The following is a 21,732-nucleotide window of genomic DNA, read 5'->3' on the forward strand; positions in this document are numbered from 1 at the left end:
CGTATGACGGAGGATGACGGACGCGCGCTGTCGCCGCCAGCGCACATGCTCCATCTCTGTCGGGTCGACGCCCTCGACCTGAACCCCTACACCGTGACGAGCGTCGCCGACGAGAACGGAGCGGTGCAGGACGACGAGCCGCTGGACCATCTTCCGCCACGGCGGTAGCCGACAGCCTCCGAGGGGCCAGATCGCGACGTGGGTTGACGTGGCGGGGGAAGCCTCCTGCGCTGACGAGACGGAGCCAGCGCCGTTATGCGGGGCAACGCGTGCGCAGCGCAGGCGCTTGAGCTCGCGCCCGTCGTATCGGCTGTCTACGCCGACTTGTCGGACACCCGTATCGGGCTAGACGGACAGCTGAGGTACAGCAAACGGCCCAGCTCCCTCGATTTCTCGCGGGAGCTGGGCCGTTTGAGAGCCTGGCGAGAGCTCAGACGCCGAAGTAGAGCTCGTACTCGAAGGGGTGAGGACGCTGCGCGAGCGGCTTGATCTCGTTCTCCTCCTTGTACTCGATCCAGGTGTCGATGAGCTCCTGCGTGAACACGCCGCCCTCGAGGAGGAACTGGTGGTCGGCGCGGAGCGCGTCGAGCGAGTCCTGCAGCGAGTTCGGAACCTGCGGGATGTTCTTGGCCTCTTCGGCGGGGAGCTCGTAGAGGTCCTTGTCGACGGGCTCGTGCGGCTCGATGCGGTTCTTGATGCCGTCGAGACCCGCCATGAGCTGCGCCGCGAACGCGAGGTAGGGGTTGCCCGAGGCGTCCGGCGCGCGGAACTCGATGCGCTTGGCCTTCGGGTTCGAGCCCGTGATCGGGATGCGGATGGCCGCCGAGCGGTTGCCGGCCGAGTAGACGAGGTTGACGGGGGCCTCGAAGCCCTTCACCAGACGGTGGTAGCTGTTGAGCGTCGGGTTGGTGAACGCGAGCACCGCGGGGGCATGGGCGAGGATGCCGCCGATGTACCAGCGTGCGATGTCGCTGAGCCCGCCGTAGCCGGTCTCGTCGTAGAAGAGCGGCTTGCCGTCCGACCACAGCGACTGGTGCGTGTGCATGCCGGACCCGTTGTCGCCGAAGAGCGGCTTCGGCATGAACGTCGCCGTCTTGCCCCATTCCTCGGCCGTGTTCTTGACGATGTACTTGAACTTGAGGATGTCGTCAGCCGCGTGGACGAGCGTGTCGAAGCGGTAGTTGATCTCCTGCTGGCCGCCCGTGCCGACCTCGTGGTGGGCGCGCTCGAGCTCGAGGCCCGCCTCGATGAGGTTGAGGCTGATGTTGTCACGCAGGTCGGCCGTCTTGTCGACCGGGGTGACGGGGAAGTAGCCGCCCTTGTACGCGGTCTTGTTGGCGAGGTTGCCACCCTCTTCGGCGCGACCGGTGTTCCAGGCGCCCTCCTCGGAGTCGACGGAGTAGAAGCTGGAGTTCTGCTTCACCTCGTAGCGCACGTCGTCGAAGATGTAGAACTCGGCCTCGGGAGCGAAGAACGCGGTGTCGGCGATGCCGGTCGACGCGAGGTACTTCTCCGCCTTCTTGGCGACCTGGCGCGGGTCCTTCGAGTAGATCTCGCCGTTGCGGGGGTTGTAGATGTCGAAGATGACGACGAGCGTCTTCGCCTCGCGGAACGGGTCGACGTACGCCGTCGACACGTCGGGGATGAGCTGCATGTCGGACTCGTGGATGTTCGCGAACCCGCGGATCGAGGAGCCGTCGAAGAGCTGTCCGACGGTGAAGAACTCCTCATCCACCGTGGAGGCCGGGATGTTGAAGTGCTGCTGCACACCGGGGAGGTCGGTGAAGCGGATGTCGAGGAACTTGACGTCCTCGTCCTTGATGAATTTCAGCACCTCGGAGGAATCTTTGAACATTGAGGCTCCAGTTGTGGGATCTCGGGTGGGGCAATCCGGGGAACGGACGTCGCCGCAAACCTACGGTCTCGGCGTTGCCCGGGGGTGTCCCTCATGTTTCGGGAATGTTACGTGGCCCCTCTACTCTAGGCTCGTCGGGTGACTTCCCCCTCATCTGCAGCCGACCATCCGGGCGCTTCGCTGGGTCGTCCGGAGTCGGGGCCCGGCAGCATCGCCCGACCGGGCAGGCGCGTCGCCGGCCTCCTGATCGACTACGCCGCGGCGACGCTCATCGCGACGGCCTTCTTCGGGTACGACCAGTTCGCGCTCCCCGCCGAGGCGGGGTTCAGCCTGTTCGCGCCCCTGATCGTCTTCGCCGTCCTGCAGATCGTGTTCATCCCGACGATCGGCGGCAGCCCGGGGCATCGTCTCGTCGGCATGCGGCTCCTCCGCGCCGACGGAGCCTGGACGGGGCTCTGGCGCCCCGTCGTGCGCACGCTGCTGCTCGTGGTCGTCATCCCCGCCGTCGTGTGGGACGCCGACCACCGCGGCCTGCACGACAAGGTCGCAGGAACCGTCCTGGTGCGGGCCTGACGATCAGCGCGGACGCTGCGCGCGCACCCTCGTGGGGTCGACGCCCTTCGGGATCGGCAGCGACGTGACCGACTGCGACACCGACTCGATGCGCTGCACGACGGCGCCCATCGTGGCCCGGTCGAGAGCCTTGGGCAGCGACTTGACGGTCTTCACGAGACGGTCGATCGGGATCTCGTCGTCGCCGTGTCCGACGTAGAACTCGTGGACCGGAACGCCGTGCGCCACGCGCTGCGCCTTCATCCGCTCATCGCGCATGAGCTTCGTCAGGCGGCCCCGTGAGCCCTCGCCGACGACGACGATGCCGCCGCGTCCCACGGCGCGGTAGACGGCCTCCTGCGTCTTCGGGTTGATGCCGACGGGCATGTCGTCGGCGCGCCAGCGGCGCCCGAGCATGTTGGCCAGCACGTGGCCGCTCGCGCCGGGCATCCCGTCGAGCTTCCGGTACATCGCGCGCGTGGAGAGACGGGTCATCGTCATCATGGCCGCGAGTGCGCCCACCATGAGGCCCGTGATGCTCCACAGCAGGATGCCCCACCAGGACGGCTGGAGGAGGATCCCCGCGACGACGCCGAGACCGATCCCCACGACGATGATGGCGATGAGCAGCCAGCCGAGCCACGGGAACGCCTCGCGCGTGAAGGTGAACAGTGACTTGATCTGTGAGAAGAAGCCGGGTCGCTTCTCCTTCTCGGTGCTGCGTGCTGCCATGTCTACAAGAGTACCGGCGGTGGGGCGTCGCCGAACGCGGCCACGATGCGACGTCGTGTGCACAGGGCGCCGTCGTCGGCGCGTCGTCTCCACGGCGCCGCGATCGAGCGTCCGTGGAGCGGCATGCCGAGCAGGGTGGAGGGATGAGCTGGGAAGACGTCCTCGCGGGAACGGCGCCGGTCGGGACCGAGCCGACGGGCGCCTATCGCCACATCAGGCATGCGGCAGAGGGGCCCGTCGCCGGTGCGCTCACGGCATGCGGCGACGATCTCCTGGTGCTCGCGCATGCGGCGCGGCTCGACGACTGGGAGGGATGGCGTCACGCGGGAGCGCAGCACGTCCTCGCGCCCGTCGACCTGGTGCGCCTCGTCGACGGGCACGCGGTCGTGCTGCCGCTGTGCGACGTCCGGCTCGACGGATGGATCGCCCGACGGGCGGCGCGAGGGCCCGCGCTGGGCGGCGGCGAGATCGTGACGCTCGCGGTGAGCCTGATCCGCGGGACCCAGGAGGCGTGGACGGGCCGCGGGGGAGACGAGCCGGGTCCCGTGGGGACGTGGTGGATCTCGTCCGACGCGCGTCCGCTCTTCGCCCACGGCGACGGCGAGCCCGTCGAGACCGCGGCGTCGCGCGCGATCGCGACGGTCGCCGGATCCTGCGCCGATCGCGTGCTGCGCCGGGTGCTGGACGAGATCCCCGCCGTCCTCGCCCGCCCCAGAGGGCTGCATCGCACGGCGCCGGAGCTGGAGGAGAAGCTGTTCGAGGCGTGCGCGCCCCGGGCGCTCGTGCTCGAGGGGCCGGACGGCGGGTCCGGGGCGACGTCGCCCCTCTCGGACGACGACGAGACGGCGGGCGGCCTCGTGGCGGCGGGCGGACGGCGGCGCGGCCGGGCGCTGGGCGAGCTCGTCGAACGCCACCTCGACGCGGGCGTGGGCGAGCTCGTCGCGGACGCGTGGGACGGCCTGCGCGGATCATGGGACGAGCTGCGCGCCCGGCGTGCGCGCGGCAGAGGATCGCCCTCTCCTCGCGCGAACGGGCGCCGGGCGCCGCTGCTCGTGGGCCTGGCGGCCGCCGGCGCGGTGCTCGTGGCCGGCGCGCTGTGGCCGGAGGGAGACGACGGCGAGGACTCCGGAGGAGCCGCCGCGTCGGTGCGCGGGGCCGAGACCGCGGCTCGTCCCGATCCGTCGGAGACGCAGGGCGTCGCGGCGGGCGACGGATCAGTGCACAGAGAGACCTCGGTCGAGGAGAGCGCGGCTGGAGAGGCTCCGCACGCCGACGCGCGCAGCCCGTCCGAGGAGGAGACGCCCGAGGAGGCCGCTCTGCGCCTCGTCGAGGGCGCGGAGCCGTCGAGCACGGCGCTCGTCGACGACTTCGGTGATGTCGCCGTCACGCGGGTGGAGGTGGGCGACTCGACGCAGCACGTCGTCCTCGAGCGTGTCGACGGCGTGTGGCGGGTGCGGCAGGTCTACGACACGGCGAAAGGGGCCGGATGAGCGTCCCCGCCCGTCCGGCCCCCTTCCCCTCGGGGAGCGCTCGACTCAGATGCCGAGGTCGCCCGCGAAGTCCGCCGCCTCCAGCCGCGCCTTGACGGCGGAGAGGAAGCGAGCCGCGTCCGCGCCGTCGATCGTACGGTGGTCGTACGACAGCGCCAGGTACACGTACGAGCGGATGCCGATCGCCTCGACGCCGTCGACCTTCACCACGCCGGGGCGCTTGAAGACGACGCCCGTCCCGAGGATCGCCGACTGCGGCAGGAACACGACGGGCGTGTCGAACAGCGCGCCGCGCGAACCGGTGTTCGTCAGCGTGAACGTCCCGCCGGCGAGCTCGTCGGGCTTCAGCTTGTTGTCGCGCGTCCGCGCCGCGAGGTCGGCGATCTCGTGCGCGATCTGGGCGAGGTTCTTCGAGCCGGCGTCGCGGACGACCGGCGTGAGGAGACCGCGCTCGGTGTCCACCGCGATCGAGAGGTTCTCGCTCGCGGGGTAGACGATGTTGTTGTCCGCGTCGACCGTCGAGTTCACGATCGGGTACGCCTGCAGCGCCTCGGCGGCGGCGAGGGCGAAGAAGGGCAGGAACGAGAGCTTGTCGCCCGTCTTCTCGTGGAACGTCGTCTTGACCTGGTCGCGATAGCCGGAGAGCTTCGTCACGTCGACCTCGACGACGGTCGTGAGCTGGGCCGTCTGCTGCATCGACTCGACGGCCCGCGAGGCGAGGACCTTGCGCAGACGCGACATCGGCGCCGTCGTGCCGCGCAACGGCGACGGCTCGGGCTTCACGGCCGCCGGTGCGGCGGCGGGAGCCGCAGCGTCCGCCGCCGGCGCGGAAGCCGCCTCGGCGGCCTTGAGGACGTCCTCCTTGCGGATGCGTCCTCCCACGCCGGAGCCCTTCACCGTGGCGAGGTCGACGCCGTTCTGCGCGGCCAGGCGGCGCACGAGAGGCGTGACGTAGAGCTTCTCGCCGTCTGCGACCGGAGCAGGCGCCGCGGCCGGAGCGGCGGTGGGCGACGGTGCGGGCTCGGCGGGCGTCGCGGCTTCGGCGGGGGTCTCCGGCTCCGCGGGGGCAGGGGTCTCGGCCGGAGCCGACGCCTCGGCGGGAGCGGGGGTCTCCGGCTCCGCGGGAGCGGCCGGTGCGCCGCTGCCGACGCGTGCGAGCACGGCGCCGACCTCGACGGTCTCGTCCTCCTGGACGAGGATCTCCTGCACGGTCCCCGCGACGGGCGAGGGGATCTCCGTGTCGACCTTGTCGGTCGAGATCTCGAGCAGCGGCTCGTCGACCTCGACGCTGTCGCCGACCTGCTTCAGCCAGCGCGTCACGGTCCCCTCGGTGACGCTCTCGCCGAGCTCGGGGAGCACGACGTCCGACGCGTCCGACGACGCGGGCGCCGACTCCGCTGCGGGAGCCGACGCTGCTTCCGCAGCGGGAGCGGCCGGCTCGGCCTCGGCGGGTGCCGGTGCGGCCTCGGACGCGGGCTCCTCGGCGGCGGGAGCGGCGGGCGCCTCGGGGGCGCCCGAGCCGTCGCCCACACGGGCGAGCTCGGCGCCGACCTCGACGGTCTCGTCCTCCTGAACGAGGATCGCCTCCACGACACCGCTCACGGGCGAGGGGATCTCGGTGTCGACCTTGTCGGTCGAGACCTCGAGAAGCGGCTCGTCCACTTCGACGGTGTCGCCGACCTGCTTCAGCCAGCGGGTGACCGTACCCTCGGTGACGCTCTCTCCGAGCGCGGGGAGGACGACGGAAGTGCTCATGTCAGGAGTCTCCTTCGGAATGTCGAATTCTTGTCTAGCTTAGTGTCGCCGCGGAGTGCCCGCAGGCGTCAGAGCGCGTGGAGCGGCTTGCCGGCGAGTGCGAGGAAGGCCTCGCCGAGCGCCTCGCTCTGCGTGGGATGGGCGTGGACGAGCGGCGCGATGTCCTCGGGATGCGCCTCCCAGGCCACGGCGAGCTGCCCTTCCGTGATGAGCTCGCCGACGCGATCGCCCACGAGATGGACGCCGAGGACGGCTCCGTTCTTCCTGCGCACGACCTTCACGAGCCCGCCCGTCCCGATGATCTCGCTCTTGGCGTTGCCCGCGAGGCTGTACTCGACGGTCTCGACCTGGTCGGCCCCGTGCGCGGCCACGGCTGCGGCCTCGGTCACGCCGACGGAGGCGAGCTCGGGGTGCGAGTACGTCACGCGCGGGATCTGCTCGTCGGGGACGGGAGCGGACGGGATGCCCGCGATGCGCTCGGCCACCGCGATGCCCTGCTGGAAGCCCCTGTGGGCCAGCTGCGGTCCCGGCACGATGTCCCCGACGGCCCACACGCCCCGTGCCGTCGTGCGCAGATGCTCGTCGACGGCGACGAACCCGCGGTCGCGCCGCACGCCCGCCTCGTCGAGCCCGAGACCGTCCGTGGCGGGACCGCGTCCGACGGCCACGAGAAGCAGGTCCGCGGTGTACGACTCGCCGTTCTCGAGCGTCACGGTGACGTCGGCGGCGGTCTGCGTCGCCGAGGCGAGGCGGACGCCCAGCGATGAGAGGATGCCGCGCTTCCGGTACGCGCGTTCGAGCGCCTTGCTGAGAGCGACGTCCTCCTGCGGGGCGAGGTGGTCCAACGCCTCGACGATCGTGACCTCCGCGCCGAAGGAGCGCCATACGCTCGCGAACTCGACGCCGATGACGCCGCCGCCGAGGATGATCGCGCGGGAGGGGACCTCGGCGAGGGCGAGCGCACCCTCGCTGTCGACGATGCGGCCGCCCAGCTCGACCCCGGGGAGGGTCCGGCTGTACGACCCCGTCGCGAGGACGACGTCGGCGCCTCGGTACAGGTCGTCTCCGACGCGGACCGTGCGATCGGCCTCGAGACGGCCCTCGCCCGCGACGACGGCGATGCCCCGCGCCGCGAGCAGCCCCTCCAGCCCCTTGTGCTTCTTGGCCACGATGCCGTCGCGGTAGGCCGCGACGCGCGTGGCGTCGATCCCCGTGAGAGCGGCGTCGACGCCGTACTGCGACGCCTCGCGCACGGTGTCGGCGACCTCCGCGGCGTGGAGGAGCGCCTTCGTCGGCACGCATCCGCGGTGCAGGCAGGTGCCGCCGACCTTGTCCTTCTCGATCACGGCGACCGTCTTGCCGAGCTCGGCGGCGCGAAGCGCGGCGGCGTAGCCGCCGCTGCCGCCCCCGAGGACGACGACGTCGAACGCGTGGTCCGTCACCTCGTCTCACCGCCCGCCGCGACGAAGTCGATGAGCGCGCGCACCGTCGCGCCGGTGGGCCCCTTGTCGGTGTATCCGTATGCGCTGCCGGAGCTCATCGCGGAGCCCGCGATGTCCAGGTGCACCCAGGGGATGCGCGGTGCGTCCTCGCCGTCTCCCCGTCGTCCCACGAAGCGCTGCAGGAAGAGCCCCGCGAAGAGCGAGCCCGCAGCGCGACTTCCGACGTTCGCGTTGCGCAGGTCGGCGACGCGCGAGTCGAGCTCTTCCGCGATGTACTCGGGGAGCGGGAGGGACCACGCGAGCTCGCCCGTGCGGTCGGCGGCCCGCAGGAAGGCGCCGACGGCCTCGTCGTCGCCCATCACGCCGGTGTAGCGCGTGCCCAGCGCGACGACGATCGCGCCCGTGAGCGTGGCGACGTCGACGATGACGTCGGGCCGGTCGCGGCTCGCCGCGACGAGCCCGTCGGCGAGGACGAGCCGTCCCTCGGCGTCCGTGTTCGTCACCTCGACCGTCGTGCCGTCCGCCATCACGAGCACGTCGCCCGGACGCGTCGCCCGGCCCGACGGCATGTTGTCGGCGATGCACAGCCAGCCGGTCACGCGCACGGGGAGCGCGAGCTGCGCGGCCGCGCGCACGACGGCGAGCACCTCCGCGGCCCCCGTCATGTCCTCCTGCATGCCGACCATGGACGCGGCCGGCTTGAGCGACAGGCCGCCCGTGTCGAACGTGATGCCCTTGCCGACGAGGGCGACATGGCGCTGCGCCCCCTCCGGGACGTAGTCGAGGCGCACGAGGCGGGGCGGGCGGTCCGAGCCCTTGCCGACGCCGACGATCCCGCCGAAGCCCTCCTCCTCGAGCGCCTTCTCGTCCCACACGCGCGCCTCGATCGGCAGGTCTCGCGTCCGCTCGAGCGCCGTCTCGGCGAGCTGGGCGGGGCTCTGCCACTCCGCGGGCGTGGAGACGAGGTCCTTCACGAGCGCGACCGCCTCGGCGCCGGCTCGTACGGCCGCGAGCTCGGCGTCGTCGACGGACGAGGGGGCGTGCACGACGACGCGCGACGCCCGCCGTCTCTTCGCGGCCTTCTCCTGCGCGTCGGTCTTGTACGAGGAGAACGCGTAGCCTCCGAGCGCGGCGCCCTCGGCCGCGGCGCGCCAGGCGTCGTCGACGTCGGCGAGGACCGTGACGGCGACGGTGTCGAACCCGGTGAGCGAGCGGACGGCGGTGCCGACCGCGTCGCGCACGGCGCGGGCGTCGGGGCGCTTGCCCAGGCCGACCACGGCCACGGGAAGAGAGGCCGTCTCCGGTGCGTAGACGCGGGCGAAGGCGTTCTTGGCGCCGGTGAAGCCGATGGCCTCGAGAGCCGGGAGCAGATCCGCGTGGTCGCCCAGCGCATCCCGTCCCTCCGCCAGATCGGTCACGGCGATCACCAGGGCGTCGGCGCCGTCGTCGGGGAAGACGGCTGCGGACAGCGCGATTTCGGGATGCGGCATGCTGTCCATCCTAGGTTCGCGGCGCGGCGGAGGACGCCGCGGCCCGCGGGAGGTCGTCGGCTCGTAGCATGGAGGGATGCCCGACCCTCGAGAGATCTTCGAACGCGTCGCCGACGCACCGGTCGTCCCGGCCGGTCTCCCGCTCGTCGTCCTCCTCACGGGGTTCACGGATGCGGGCGGAGCGGTGTCGGGCGCGATCGATCACATCCGCGATGATCTCCGTCCGCGCGCCATCGCGGTGTTCTCGAACGACGTGCTGCTGGACTACCGCGCGCGTCGTCCGATCGTGACGTTCGACAAGGACCACCTGTCCGACTTCCAGCCGCCCCGGCTCGAGCTCTCGCTCGCCCACGACGCGCTCGGACAGCCCTTCCTCCTGCTGTCGGGGTACGAGCCGGACTTCCTCTGGGAGGGCTTCGCCGAGGCGGTCTTCGACTTCGCCGTGGAGTTCGAGGCCTCCGGCCTCACCTGGGTCCACGCGATCTCGATGCCGGTTCCGCATACGCGAGACCTGGGCGTGACCGTCAGCGGCAACCGTCCCGACCTCGTGGAGGCGCAGTCCATCTGGAAGCCGCGCACGCAGGTCCCCGCGACGGCGGGCCACCTGCTGGAGTACCGCAGCGCGGAGGCCGGGATGCTCGTCGCGGGCTTCGTGCTGCTCATCCCGCACTACCTCGCGGAGACCGACTACCCCGCGGCGACCATCGCGGTCTTCGACCGGATCGCCTCCGCCACGGGACGCGTCTTCGATCTGGACGGGCTGCGCGAGGACAACCGCGAGTACCTCGGGAAGGTCGAGGAGCAGATCGCGGGCAACGACGAGCTCGGACGCATGGTCTCCGGGCTGGAGGAGCGCTACGACTCCTACATGGCGGGCCTGTCCGGCGGGGGATCGCCCAGCACGAGCGGCCTCATCCACGAGAGCGACCTGCCGAGCGCCGACGAGCTCGCCGCCGAGCTCGAGCGCTATCTGGCATCGCGTCCGTCGGGCGACGACGACAAGCCGCTCGGGGGCGTGTAGGGCCGGGCGGGAATGCCCCGCGGAGGCGGCGCGTTGACGTCTTCGAGCGCGCCGTGCGTCACGTCAGTCGACGCGTCGCAGGTGTGAGACAATAGCGGGACGACCCGTTGTCGGGCCTGCGTGTCAAGCCGCAGGACTTGACAAGGGTCTTACTAGTGCCCGAAGACACCCGGGGGCGACGCGCGTAGCGCCGTCGGTGAAAGGCGAGAACGTGACCACTGCCACGAAGGCTTCGCGACGCACCGCGAAGAAGGACGAAGCCGCCGAGGAAGAGGTCGTCGAGGAGACGGCGACCGAGGGCTCCACGGCGAAGAAGACGACCAAGAAGACCACGACGAAGGCCGCGTCGACGAAGAAGACGACGAGGGGCAAGGCCGACGAGAGCGCGCCCGCAGAGGACGAGGACCTCCCCGACGACACGGAGGCCGAGGACGGCACGGGTGACGACGCGAAGGACGAGTCCAAGGCGGACGACGAGAAGAAGCCGGCCGTCGAGCCGCTTCCCACCGGGGCGATCGTCATCAGCGCCAGCGACGAGGAAGACGTCCCGGTCTACTCCACGCAGATCACCGGAGCGACGGCCGACCCCGTCAAGGACTACCTGAAGCAGATCGGCAAGGTCCCGCTGCTGAACGCGGCGGAGGAGGTCGACCTCGCCATGCGGATCGAGGCGGGCCTGTTCGCCGAGGAGAAGCTGTCGAACATGTCGGCCGCCGAGAGGTCGAGCCAGCTCGGCCTCGACCTTCAGTGGGTGTCCCGTGACGGACAGCGCGCGAAGAGCCACCTGCTCGGCGCCAACCTGCGTCTGGTCGTCTCGCTCGCGAAGCGCTACACGGGCCGCGGCATGCAGTTCCTGGATCTCATCCAGGAGGGCAACCTCGGTCTCATCCGCGCCGTCGAGAAGTTCGACTACACCAAGGGCTTCAAGTTCTCGACCTACGCGACGTGGTGGATCCGTCAGGCCATCACGCGCGCCATGGCCGACCAGGCCCGGACCATCCGCATCCCGGTGCACATGGTCGAGGTCATCAACAAGCTCGCGCGCGTGCAGCGTCAGATGCTGCAGGACCTCGGCCGCGAGCCCACGCCCGAGGAGCTCTCCCGCGAGCTCGACATGACGCCCGAGAAGGTCGTCGAGGTGCAGAAGTACGGCCGGGAGCCGATCTCGCTGCACACGCCCCTCGGCGAGGACGGCGACAGCGAGTTCGGCGACCTCATCGAGGACACCGAGGCCGTCGTGCCCGCGGACGCCGTGGGGTTCACGATGCTCCAGCGTCAGCTCGAGAGCCTGCTCGACTCGCTGTCGGAGCGCGAGGCGGGCGTCATCCGCATGCGCTTCGGCCTCGGTGACGGCCAGCCGAAGACGCTCGACCAGATCGGCGACACGTTCGGCGTGACGCGTGAGCGCATCCGTCAGATCGAGTCCAAGACCATGGCGAAGCTGCGTCACCCGAGCCGCTCGCAGTCGCTGCGGGACTACCTCGAGTGATGGCGGGCGAGGCGAACGAGGGCAAGCTCCTCGAGGTCGAGATCGACGGCGGCCGTTACGCGCGCATCCCGCTGCGGACCAGGGTCGTGATGCCCGACGACGAGCTCGACGCCGTCATCGCGGAGTACGCGAAGGACGCCGTCCAGCCCGGCGACGTGCTCTTCGTGACGGAGAAGATCGTCGCGATCACGCAGGGGCGCTCGTACAGGTTGGACGAGATCGAGCCCCGGCGGCTCGCGGTGTTCCTGTCGAAGCACGTCACGAAGACCGCCTACGGCATCGGACTCGGCATCCCCGAGACCATGGAGATGGCGCTGCGCGAGGTCGGCACGACGCGGATCCTGTTCGCGGCCGCCGTCTCGGCGGTCACGAAGCTCTTCGGGCGACGCGGCGACTTCTATCGCATCGCGGGAGACAAGGCCCGCGCGATCGACGGGCCGACGCACAACACCATCCCGCCGTACAACCAGGCGGTCGTGCTCGGGCCGGAGCGGCCGCGGGAGGTGGCCGCTCACGTGCGCTCGCTCCTCGGCGGGGACGCGCACGTCGCCGTGGTCGACATCAACGACATCGGCGGCAACATCCTCGGCTCCACGCTCGACAAGGCGGGGGAGAGGCGCCTCGTGCGCATCCTCGGCGACAACCCGCTCGGCCAGGGCCATCAGTCCACCCCGCTCGGGATCATCCGCAAGGTCTGACGCGGCACCGGCGCAGAAGGGCTCCTCGCGGACGGCGAGGAGCCCTTCTCCCGTTCTCTCGTCAGAAGCCGATGGCCTGGCGATAACGGGGCTTGTGGCCGGTGCGGATGCCCGTCACGGACGGCTTGTTCTCGTAGACGCCCGCGCCCCAGTTGCCCTCGACGAGCACGGGGCCGTCGGGGGCGACGACCACGTCCCAGCCGACGTACTGCACCTGCGGGACGATGCGCGCCGCCTGCTGGACGAACGCGCGCACCTCCGGCATGAAGGGCAGCCGGAAGTCGGCGATCGGGAAGCCGGTGTCGGGATGCGTCTCGTGCACGTGGCCGTGCGAGTCGTAGCCGGCGCCGATGGCGTGGCCGGCGTCGTCGAGCATCGTGTAGAAGCCGCCGAACGACATCTGATCGCTGACGGCGCCGCGCCCGAACTTCTGCGCGATCGCGAGGATGTGCACCTCGCTGCCGTCGTTGAACGCCGTGATGCGGGTGGTGTTGACGGTGCCGGGGCAGACCGCCGCGATGTCGGGGTGCTGCACGATGAGCTCCTCGAGGAGGAGCTCGCCCCGTTCGAGGAGTCCGCGGTGGAACGACTCCCAGTCGTCGACGTCGGCGGCGTGGTACCGGTGCACGCCGAGGCCCATGTGGCTGACGGGCACCTTCGCGACGATCGTGCCGTGGCGCTCGACGAAGTCCCGCACGGCTCCGACGTTGCCGGCCTCCACGACGAGCCACTCCCGCCGGAGGAACCGGTCGAAGCGGCGGTTGAACGCGATCTTGTCCTCGAACGTCACGCGGTGGCCCGGATCGGCGTATCGCGCGGCGAGCTGCATCGAGACCGGATGCGTCATGAACGTCGCGCGCTCGGCCCTGCTGAGCGTCGCGAAGTCGTAGTCGACGTAGTCCTGGAAGGCGACGTCGCGCCGCGCCGCGGACCACAGCATGTCGGCGACCACGAGCGGCACGGCCTTCCCGTGCTGATCGCGCACCTCCTTCGCGCGCTCGATCACCGACCCCACGTCGATGCGGCGCGCGCGCTCCACGAGATAGCGGAGCTTGGGGCCGAGGCTCAGGCCGGTCGAGGGCATGCGGGCGTCCTCCAGGTCGGGGTCGATGGGCCTGGCTAGTCTAGATCGGGTGACTTCACCGAGCACCCGGACGAGCGCGCCGCGTGCGCGTGTGTCGCTCTCGGCCCTCGCGGCGAACATCCTCCTCGCGCGGCGTCGGGCCGGATCCGACGCCGTCGCCGACCTGCGACGCGACGCGTGGGGGCACGGCATCCTGACGGTCGGACGCGCACTGGCCGAGAGCGGCGTGCGGGCGGCGCGTGCCGACGCCGTCGACGCGGCGATCGTCGAGGAGCTCGGGCTCGTGCTCTCCGAAACGGAGCCGACGCTGCCGGCGGCGCTCGTGTTCGGCCTGCCGGGCGGCGGCGGCGCGCCCGTGCTGTCGCTCGTCTCGCGCGTGCTGTCGACGAAGCCGCTCCTCGCGGGGGAGGGAGTGTCGTACGGGTACCTCTATCGCGCCCCCGCCGACACGCGTGTCGCCCTCGTCCCGGGCGGCTACGCGCAGGGCGTGGTCCGTGCTCTGGGGAGTCGCGCGCATGTCGACATCGGCGGCGCGCGCCGGGCGATCGTGGGGCGCGTCGCGATGGACGTCTGCGTCGTGGACGTCGGCCCCCAGGAGGACGCCGCACCGGGGGACGAGGCGGTGTTCTTCGGCTCCGGCGCCGTTCGCGACGAGATCGCGGAATGGAGCCGGATCACGGGGCTCGACGCGGCCGAGCTGGTCGCACGGGTGGGACTCGGCGTCGCGCGGGAGGTGGCGGAATGACCGAGCTGCGGATCGATCTCGGGCGACTGCGTCGGAACGTGCGGGTCGTGGCGGAGCGCATGGCGCCGGCCGCGCTGATGCTCGTGGTCAAGGACGACGCGTACGGGCACGGCGTCGAGCCGGTCGTCTCCGCCGCGCTGGAGGAGGGCGTCGGATGGATCGGCGCGTTCGACGTCGCGACGGGTGTGCGGGCGAAGACGGTGGCCCGAGCGCGGGCACGGGTGTTCGCCTGGCTCACGGTCGGTCACGACGAGGTCGCGGAGGCGCTCTGGGCGGGGCTCGAGCTCGGCGTGGGCGACGCGGGCTACCTGGAGCGCGTGGCGGCGTGCGCGGCGGATGCGGGGACGACGGCGGTCGTGCACCTGAAGATCGACACCGGTCTCCACCGCAACGGCGTCCGCCCGGAGGAGTGGCCCGGCTTCGTCGCGCGTGCGGCACGGCTCGAGCGCGACGGCGTGCTCCGCGTCGCGGGCGTGTGGAGTCACATCTCCGAGGCGAGCGACGAAGACGACGATGACGCCCGTGCGGCATTCCTCCACGCCGTCGACGCGGCGCGCGCGGCGGGGCTGACGCCGGAAGTGCGGCATCTGGCCGCCAGCGCCGCGGCCTGGCACCGAGGGGAGTTCCGGGCGGACCTCGTCCGCGTCGGCGCCTTCTGCTACGGGATCCGCTCGGCGGACGGCCCCGACATCCCCGGCATCGCCCCGGCGGCGACGCTCGTGACGCACGTGACGCGGGTCATGGGAGACCTCGTCGAGATCGGCGTCGGATCGCTCGACGGGCTCTTCTCGACGCTCGCCGGCCGGATCGCGGTGGGCACGCCGGCCGGCGCGCGCGCTCTCGTCGAGGTGCACGAGACGGCCTCGACGGTCGACGGATGGACGTCCGCATCGGTCGGCGACGAGGTCGTCGTGTTCGGGCCCGGCAGCTCGGGCGAGGCCTCGGCCACGACGCTCGCCGAGCGCGTCGGCACGGTGGGCGAGGAAGTGCTGCTGAGGGTCTCCCCGCTCGTCCCACGAGTCGTCGTCTGACGACAACGAAGCGCCCGCCCCTTCGCGGGACGGGCGCTTCGGAGGCCTGTGCTCAGTCGGTCTCGTGGAGCCTGGCGGTCTCGTCGAGCCAGGAGTCGGCGATCGCGCGGAGCTTCTCCTCGTACTTGCGCCCATGGTGGGCGCAGTACAGCAGCTGGCTGCCCTTCACCTCGGCGGCGATGTATGCCTGAGCGCCGCACGTGTCGCAGCGATCCGCCGCGCTGAGACGGTAGGAGACAGGTGCTTCGGTCGTGGTGGTCGCGGTCATGTGTCTGCCTCCCTGTTCGAACCTCGCGAGTCGAGTTCTCAGTATGAAACCACGCCGGCATCCGAAAGATGCCCAGGAGCCGCGCTGTTTCGCTCAGCGCGTACGGATGCGAGGCGGAACGGGGGATCACGGCGCCCCGCCGGGTGTGTCGGCGGGGCCGTGGGCGACATCGAAAGTATGATCGAAGATCGTGACTGCCGAGTACTCCGCCCATCACCTGCAGGTCCTGGAAGGCCTGGAGGCCGTCCGCAAGCGACCCGGCATGTACATCGGGTCGAACGGGTCGCCCGGCCTCATGCACTGCCTCTGGGAGATCATCGACAACGCGGTCGACGAGGCCGTCGCCGGCAACGGCACGCGCATCGACGTCATCCTCCGCACGGACGGCAGCGTCGAGGTCCAGGACCGCGGACGCGGGGTGCCCGTGGACGTCGAGCCGCGCACGGGGCTCACGGGCGTCGAGGTCGTCTACACGAAGCTGCACGCCGGGGGGAAGTTCGGCGGCGGCTCGTACGCGGCGTCCGGCGGCCTGCACGGCGTGGGCGCGTCGGTCGTGAACGCGCTGTCCGAGCGCCTGGACGTCGAGGTCGACCGGGGCGGCAAGACCTGGGCCATGTCGTTCCACCGGGGCGAGCCGGGCCGGTTCGCCGACAGCGGCGAGGCTCGTCCGGACGCGCCGTTCTCGCCCTTCCAGGACGGCAGCGAGCTGAGCGTCGTCGGCAAGGTCGCCCGCGGGGTCACCGGCACGCGCGTGCGCTACTGGGCGGACCGGCAGATCTTCACGAAGGACGCGGCGTTCCAGCTCGACGAGCTCGTGACGCGCGCGCGGCAGACGGCGTTCCTCGTCCCGGGCCTCGAGATCGTCATCCGCGACGAGCGCGGCGAGGAGCCGACCTCGACCTCCTACCGCTTCGACGGCGGCATCTCGGAGTTCGTGCACTTCCTCGCGACCGATGCGCCCGTGACGGACGACTGGCGGCTCCAGGGGAGCGGCACGTTCACCGAGACCGTGCCGATGCTGCAGCCGGACGGCTCCATGCGCTCGACGGAGGTCGAGCGGGAGTGCAGCGTCGACATCGCCCTGCGCTGGGGCACGGGCTACGACACGATCGTGCGCTCGTTCGTGAACATCATCTCCACGCCCAAGGGCGGCACGCACCAGCAGGGCTTCGAGCAGGAGCTCCTCAAGCAGCTGCGCTCGGAGGTGGAGAAGAACGCCCGGCGGCTCAAGGTCGGGCAGAACGAGAAGCTCGAGAAGGACGACGTGCTCGCCGGTCTCACGGCGGTGCTCACGGTCACGCTGCCCGAGCCGCAGTTCGAGGGGCAGACGAAGGAGATCCTCGGGACCCCGGCCGCGCGGGCGATCGTCGCGAAGGTCGTCCGGGAGGGGCTCAAGGAGCGCTTCACGTCCAGCAAGCGCGACGACAAGAACCAGACCTCGATGCTCCTCGACAAGGTTGTCGCCGAGATGAAGGCGCGTGTCTCGGCGCGCGCCCACAAGGAGACGCAGCGGCGCAAGAACGCGCTGGAGAGCTCGTCCCTGCCGGCGAAGCTCATCGACTGCCGCTCCAACGACGTGCAGAACTCCGAGCTGTTCATCGTCGAGGGGGACTCGGCGCTCGGCACGGCGCGCCGCGCGCGCGACAGCGAGTTCCAGGCGCTGCTGCCGATCCGCGGCAAGATCCTCAACACGCAGAAGGCGTCGATCGGCGACATGCTCTCGAACGCCGAGTGCGCGTCGATCATCCAGGTCGTCGGCGCGGGCTCGGGGCGCTCGTTCGACATCGACGCGGCCCGCTACGGGAAGATCATCATGATGAGCGACGCCGACGTCGACGGCGCGCACATCCGCACGCTCCTGCTCACGCTGTTCTACCGGTACCTGCGCCCGCTCATCGAGCACGGGCGGGTCTACGCCGCCGTGCCGCCGCTCCATCGCGTGATCGTCGTGAACCCCGGGTCGAAGCCCAACGAGACGATCTACACGTACACGGACGCCGAGCTGCAGCGCCTGCTGACCAAGCTGCAGAAGCAGGGCAAGCGCTGGCAGGAGCCCATCCAGCGCTACAAGGGACTCGGAGAGATGGACGCCGATCAGCTCGCGGAGACGACGATGCAGCGCGACGGACGCCTGCTCCGTCGCGTGCGCATGGAGGACGCCGAGGCGGCCGGACGCGTCTTCGAGATGCTCATGGGCAACGAGGTGGCGCCGCGGCGCGAGTTCATCATCGACTCCGCCGACCGCCTCGACCGCGAGGCGATCGACGCATAGCCGGCGCGCGTGCGGCGGGCCCCGCCCCGCTCGGACCGCACTCGCCATCGCGGCCCGGAGGGTTGTCGCTGACCGGAGGGACTCTCGCGGGACAGAAGGAAAGGGGTCCGCGGCGCTCAGACGAGCGTGCGGCCGATCGAGCCGACGACGGCGTCGAGGGGCTGCCCCGACGCATCGCGCTTCGCGAGCGTCTGCGGGAGCTTCCGCACCGTGCCGTTCGCGTCGACGGCGAGCGCCGGGTCGGGTCCGACCCAGGCGAGCGTGAGCCTGTCCTCGCCGCGCAGGAACGCATGCGCGCGGACGCCGCCGGTCGCGCGTCCCTTCGCCGGGAACTCGGAGAAGTCCGAGATCTTCGCCCGCCCGGTGTCGGCGCCGGCGAGCATCCCCTCAGAGCCCGACACCGTGACGACGACGGTGTCGTCGCCCGAGGCCGAGCCGAAGAAGAGCGCTCTGCCCTGCGGGCTGAGCTTGACGCCGGCCATCCCCGCGGCGCTCGCGCCCTGCGGACGCACGGAGGACGCCGGGAACCGCAGCAGCTGCGCATCCGTCGTCACGAAGACGAGCGCGGAGTCGTCGGGCGCCGGAGCCGCGCCGACGAGCTCGTCGCCCGGCTTGAGCCCGATCACCTCGATCTCCGGCTTCGGGGGCAGCGCTGACGGAACGACGCGCTTGACGACGCCCTGCGCCGTGCCGAGGGCGATCGGCGTCTCGTCGCCGAGCGCGACGAGGGCGAGGATGCGCTCGTTCCGGTCGGCGAGGCCGATGTAGTCGCGCAGCTTCACGCCCGCGCCCAGCTGCAGCGCGTTCGCCGGGACGGAGGGCAGATCGATCGGGTGGAAGCGCACGAGGCGTCCGCGGCTCGTGATCGCACCGGCCTCGCCGCGGACGGTCGTCCGCACCGTCGAGAGGATGGCGTCGTGCTTGCTCCGTCGAGCCGGGGCCGTCGGCTCCTGGCCCTCCGGGACCTCGACGCGGATGGCGCGTCCCGTCGTCGACAGGGCGACGAGCGTCGGCCCGTCGGCGATCTGGAGATCGGCGTCCGCCGTCTGGCGCGAGCGCGTGGCCGCGGGCTTGGCGTTCATGAGCAGCGTCCGGCGAGGCGTGCCGTACTTGTCCACGACGGCGTCGAGCTCGCTCGCCACCTGCTTGCGCAGCAGGGCGTCGGAGCCGAGCAGCTCCTCGAGGCGGGCGATCTCGGCGAGCAGCTCGTCGCGCTCCTTCTCGAGCTCGATGCGCGAGAACCTCGTCAGGCGCCGCAGGCGCAGCTCGAGGATGTACTCCGCCTGCACCTCGTCGAGGTCGAACACCTGGCACAGGCGCGAGCGGGCCTGCTCGGAGTCGTCGGACGTGCGGATGACCTGGATGACCTCGTCGATGTCGAGGATGGCCACGAGCAGGCCGCGCACGAGGTGCAGGCGCTCCTGTCTCCGCGCAAGACGGTAGCGGCTGCGGCGCGTGACGACCTGCAGCCGGTGGTCGACGTAGACGCGCAGGAGCTCGACGAGGCCGAGGGTGTGGGGGCGCCCGCCGACGAGGGCGACGTTGTTGAAGTTGAACGAGTCCTCGAGGGGGGTGAGTCGGTAGAGGCGCTCCAGCACGGCCTGCGGGTCGAAGCCGGTCTTGACGCCGATGACGAGACGCAGTCCGTGGTTGCGGTCCGTGAGGTCGGTGACATCGCTGACGCCCTGCAGCTTCTTCGACTGGACGGCGTCCTTGAGCTTCTCGATGACGCGCTCGGGGCCGACCATGTACGGCAGCTCCGTCACGACGATGCCCGTCCGGCGCGGGCCGACCTGCTCGATGGACGCCTTGCCGCGCACCTTGATGGCGCCGCGGCCCGTCTCGTACGCGTCGCGGATGCCGTCGAGCCCCACGACGATGCCTCCCGACGGGAAGTCGGGGCCGGGGACGAACTCCATGAGCTGCTCCAGCGTCGCCTCGGGGTTCTCGATGAGGAAGTTCGCCGCGGCGACGACCTCGGTGAGGTTGTGGGGGGCCATGTTCGTCGCCATCCCCACGGCGATGCCCGTCGTGCCGTTGACGAGCAGGTTCGGGTACGCGGCGGGCAGCACGTCCGGCTGCTGGAACTGGCCGTCGTAGTTGGGGATGAAGTCGACGACGTCCTCGTCGAGGTTCTCCGTCATGGCCATCGCGGCGGCGGCCAGACGTGCCTCGGTGTAGCGGGCGGCGGCGGGACCGTCGTCGAGCGAGCCGAAGTTGCCGTGCCCGTCGACGAGGGGGACGCGCAGGGCGAAGTCCTGCGCCAGGCGCACGAGCGCGTCGTAGATCGCCGAGTCGCCGTGCGGGTGCAGCTTCCCCATCACCTCGCCGACCACGCGCGCGCTCTTCACGTGCCCGCGGTCGGGGCGCAGGCCCATCTCGGCCATCTGGAAGAGGATGCGGCGCTGGACGGGCTTGAGCCCGTCGCGCGCGTCGGGGAGCGCGCGCGAGTAGATCACGGAGTACGCGTACTCGAGGTACGACCCCTGCATCTCCGATTCGAGGTCGATGTCCTCGATGCGCTCGTCGACCGGCGTGGCGTCGGATGCCTGCTTGCGCGCCATTCAGCCCTCTCCTCGGGTGGGGTGGAGTCCGGATGCCGTGCCGCGCACCCGTGGGCAGAGGGTGCGCGACGGACCGCGTCCTCCGCTGTGGAAGACTTGCCCGGATGTCCTTCATCGTACCGGCGGGTCCACAGAACGCCCGGAGCCTCACCGAGGTCGCAGCCGAGTCGCTGCGCTCGCTCGCGGGGGAGGGCAGCTGGCTCGCTCCGGCGTCGTCCGTCGTCCTCGTCGTCGTCGACGGGCTCGGCGCCATCCAGCTGCGGGGTCACGCGGGCCACGCGCGGCGGCTGTCGGGTGCGATGACGAAGAGGGACGTGGCGCGCAGCGTCTTCCCCTCGACCACGGCGGCCGCGCTCACGAGCACGCTCACGGGGGCCTGGCCGGGGGAGCACGGGCTCGTGGGCTATCGCGTGCTCGATCCGACCCGCGGCGTGCTGTGCAATCAGCTGAACGGCTACGGGCGGGAGGGGCTCGACCCGCTCACGTGGCAGCGTGCGCCGACGGTGTTCGAACGCGCCTCTGCGGAGGGCCGACCAGCCTTCGCCGTCGGCAGGGCGGAGTATGCGCGGAGCGGCTTCACCTCGGCCGTGCTCCGCGGCGCGCAGTACGTCGGGGAGGACGACGTCCGCGAACGCCTGCGTGCGGCCTATGCGCTCGCGGCCGCGCACGCCGGGGCGATCGTCTACTGCTACCTGCCCGAGGCCGACAAGGCGGGGCACAGGCACGGCATCGCCTCGGACGCGTGGGTCGGAGCGCTGGAGGAGATCGACGCCGCGTTCGCGGACGCCGTGCCGCGGCGCGTGGGCGTGCTCGTCACGGCCGATCACGGCATGGTCGACGTGCCGCGGCGCCGTCACGTCCTGCTCGGTCACGGCGACCCGCGTCTGGACGGCGTGGCGCTCGTCGGCGGCGAGCCCCGTCTGCTTCATCTCTACCTCGACCCCGGGGCGGGCGCGGCAGAGGTGGCCGGCGAGTGGCGGCGGCGGTCAGAGGGGCAGGCCGACGTGTCCACCCGCGACGAGGCGATCGCATCCGGCCTCTTCGGGGACGCGGACGCGGAGGTCCGTCCGCGGATCGGCGACGTGCTCGTCGCCGCCCGCGGCACGTGGGCGTTCTACGACGACCGTGAGACGGACAAGCGGCCGCAGGACATGGTCGGCCAGCACGGATCGACCACGCCGGAGGAGACGACGGTCCCGCTCATCCGCCTGGGTGCGTTCGCCGGCGCGGCGCGCTGACGCCGG

Annotated in this window: 18 protein-coding genes; 10 read left to right on the plus strand and 8 right to left on the minus strand. The window is 71.3% G+C overall.

From position 1 onward, the window contains the following. Positions 1-45 precede the first annotated feature (45 nt). Positions 46-168, plus strand: coding sequence for a hypothetical protein (locus N8K70_RS07500; protein ID WP_317140972.1), 123 nt, complete (start codon positions 46-48; stop codon positions 166-168). Between the two features lie 262 nt (positions 169-430). On the opposite strand, the gene glnA is transcribed toward N8K70_RS07500, so the two are convergent. Beyond that, entirely contained in the window at positions 431-1,855 is a 1,425-nt protein-coding gene (gene glnA, locus N8K70_RS07505) for a type I glutamate--ammonia ligase (RefSeq protein WP_317140973.1), read from the minus strand. Positions 1,856-1,993: 138 nt separating this feature from the next. Here glnA and N8K70_RS07510 point away from each other — a divergent pair, with 138 nt between their 5' ends. Beyond that, complete coding sequence (locus N8K70_RS07510) at positions 1,994-2,428, plus strand: RDD family protein (protein WP_317140974.1); 435 nt, start codon at positions 1,994-1,996, stop codon at positions 2,426-2,428. A gap of 3 nt (positions 2,429-2,431) precedes the next feature. Here the strand turns inward: N8K70_RS07510 and N8K70_RS07515 are convergent, their stop codons facing one another. After that, complete coding sequence (locus N8K70_RS07515) at positions 2,432-3,139, minus strand: DUF4191 family protein (RefSeq protein ID WP_317140975.1); 708 nt, start codon at positions 3,137-3,139, stop codon at positions 2,432-2,434. A 143-nt stretch (positions 3,140-3,282) separates the two neighbouring features. Between N8K70_RS07515 and N8K70_RS07520 the strand changes: the two genes are divergently transcribed. Then, complete coding sequence (locus N8K70_RS07520) at positions 3,283-4,629, plus strand: hypothetical protein (RefSeq protein ID WP_317140976.1); 1,347 nt, start codon at positions 3,283-3,285, stop codon at positions 4,627-4,629. Positions 4,630-4,674: 45 nt separating this feature from the next. Here N8K70_RS07520 and sucB read toward each other — a convergent pair whose 3' ends face one another. The 3 genes from sucB to N8K70_RS07535 form a co-directional block, all read right to left on the minus strand. Then, complete coding sequence (gene sucB / locus N8K70_RS07525; protein WP_317140977.1) at positions 4,675-6,384, minus strand: 2-oxoglutarate dehydrogenase, E2 component, dihydrolipoamide succinyltransferase; 1,710 nt, start codon at positions 6,382-6,384, stop codon at positions 4,675-4,677. A gap of 68 nt (positions 6,385-6,452) precedes the next feature. Continuing rightward, positions 6,453-7,826 (minus strand): dihydrolipoyl dehydrogenase, encoded by a 1,374-nt coding sequence (lpdA, locus tag N8K70_RS07530; RefSeq protein WP_317140978.1) that lies wholly within the window; start codon positions 7,824-7,826, stop codon positions 6,453-6,455. Next, on the minus strand, positions 7,823-9,316 hold the full coding sequence (locus tag N8K70_RS07535; RefSeq protein ID WP_317140979.1) for a leucyl aminopeptidase: 1,494 nt from the start codon (positions 9,314-9,316) through the stop codon (positions 7,823-7,825). The genes lpdA and N8K70_RS07535 overlap by 4 nt, the downstream gene beginning before the upstream one ends. Positions 9,317-9,392: 76 nt before the next feature. On the opposite strand from N8K70_RS07535, the gene N8K70_RS07540 reads away from it, so the two are divergent. The 3 genes from N8K70_RS07540 to N8K70_RS07550 all read left to right on the plus strand — a co-directional run bounded on the left by N8K70_RS07540 (position 9,393) and on the right by N8K70_RS07550 (position 12,524). Beyond that, a complete protein-coding gene (locus N8K70_RS07540; RefSeq protein ID WP_317140980.1) occupies positions 9,393-10,337 on the plus strand; it encodes a proteasome assembly chaperone family protein in 945 nt (314 codons plus the stop codon). Positions 10,338-10,548: 211 nt separating this feature from the next. Next, the gene (locus tag N8K70_RS07545; RefSeq protein ID WP_317140981.1) at positions 10,549-11,826 is read left to right on the plus strand and encodes an RNA polymerase sigma factor; all 1,278 of its coding nucleotides are present in this window, start codon (positions 10,549-10,551) and stop codon (positions 11,824-11,826) included. Continuing rightward, complete coding sequence (locus N8K70_RS07550) at positions 11,826-12,524, plus strand: coenzyme F420-0:L-glutamate ligase (protein ID WP_317140982.1); 699 nt, start codon at positions 11,826-11,828, stop codon at positions 12,522-12,524. The genes N8K70_RS07545 and N8K70_RS07550 overlap by 1 nt, the downstream gene beginning before the upstream one ends. A gap of 61 nt (positions 12,525-12,585) precedes the next feature. On the opposite strand, the gene N8K70_RS07555 is transcribed toward N8K70_RS07550, so the two are convergent. Then, positions 12,586-13,608: a sugar-transfer associated ATP-grasp domain-containing protein gene (locus N8K70_RS07555; RefSeq protein WP_317140983.1), complete on the minus strand. Its 1,023-nt coding sequence runs from the start codon at positions 13,606-13,608 to the stop codon at positions 12,586-12,588. 49 nt (positions 13,609-13,657) lie between these two features. Between N8K70_RS07555 and N8K70_RS07560 the strand changes: the two genes are divergently transcribed. Next, positions 13,658-14,353 (plus strand): alanine racemase, encoded by a 696-nt coding sequence (locus N8K70_RS07560; RefSeq protein WP_317140984.1) that lies wholly within the window; start codon positions 13,658-13,660, stop codon positions 14,351-14,353. Continuing rightward, positions 14,350-15,384 carry an alanine racemase gene (locus N8K70_RS07565; protein ID WP_317140985.1) on the plus strand — a complete coding sequence of 345 codons (1,035 nt, stop codon included), beginning with the start codon at positions 14,350-14,352 and terminating at the stop codon, positions 15,382-15,384. Before N8K70_RS07560 ends, N8K70_RS07565 begins: the two co-directional genes overlap by 4 nt. Positions 15,385-15,436: 52 nt before the next feature. On the opposite strand, the gene N8K70_RS07570 is transcribed toward N8K70_RS07565, so the two are convergent. Then, positions 15,437-15,652, minus strand: coding sequence for a DUF7455 domain-containing protein (locus N8K70_RS07570; protein WP_317140986.1), 216 nt, complete (start codon positions 15,650-15,652; stop codon positions 15,437-15,439). A 190-nt stretch (positions 15,653-15,842) separates the two neighbouring features. Between N8K70_RS07570 and N8K70_RS07575 the strand changes: the two genes are divergently transcribed. Beyond that, positions 15,843-17,924, plus strand: a complete 2,082-nt coding sequence (locus N8K70_RS07575; protein WP_317140987.1) for a DNA gyrase/topoisomerase IV subunit B — start codon at positions 15,843-15,845, stop codon at positions 17,922-17,924. A gap of 116 nt (positions 17,925-18,040) precedes the next feature. Here N8K70_RS07575 and N8K70_RS07580 read toward each other — a convergent pair whose 3' ends face one another. After that, positions 18,041-20,488, minus strand: coding sequence for a DNA gyrase/topoisomerase IV subunit A (locus N8K70_RS07580; protein ID WP_317140988.1), 2,448 nt, complete (start codon positions 20,486-20,488; stop codon positions 18,041-18,043). Positions 20,489-20,592: 104 nt separating this feature from the next. Between N8K70_RS07580 and N8K70_RS07585 the strand changes: the two genes are divergently transcribed. Next, positions 20,593-21,726 (plus strand): alkaline phosphatase family protein, encoded by a 1,134-nt coding sequence (locus N8K70_RS07585; RefSeq protein WP_317140989.1) that lies wholly within the window; start codon positions 20,593-20,595, stop codon positions 21,724-21,726. The last annotated feature ends 6 nt before the right edge of the window (positions 21,727-21,732 follow it).

This window comes from Microbacterium sp. AB (genome assembly GCF_032878875.1).
GTDB classification, from domain to species: domain Bacteria; phylum Actinomycetota; class Actinomycetes; order Actinomycetales; family Microbacteriaceae; genus Microbacterium; species Microbacterium betulae.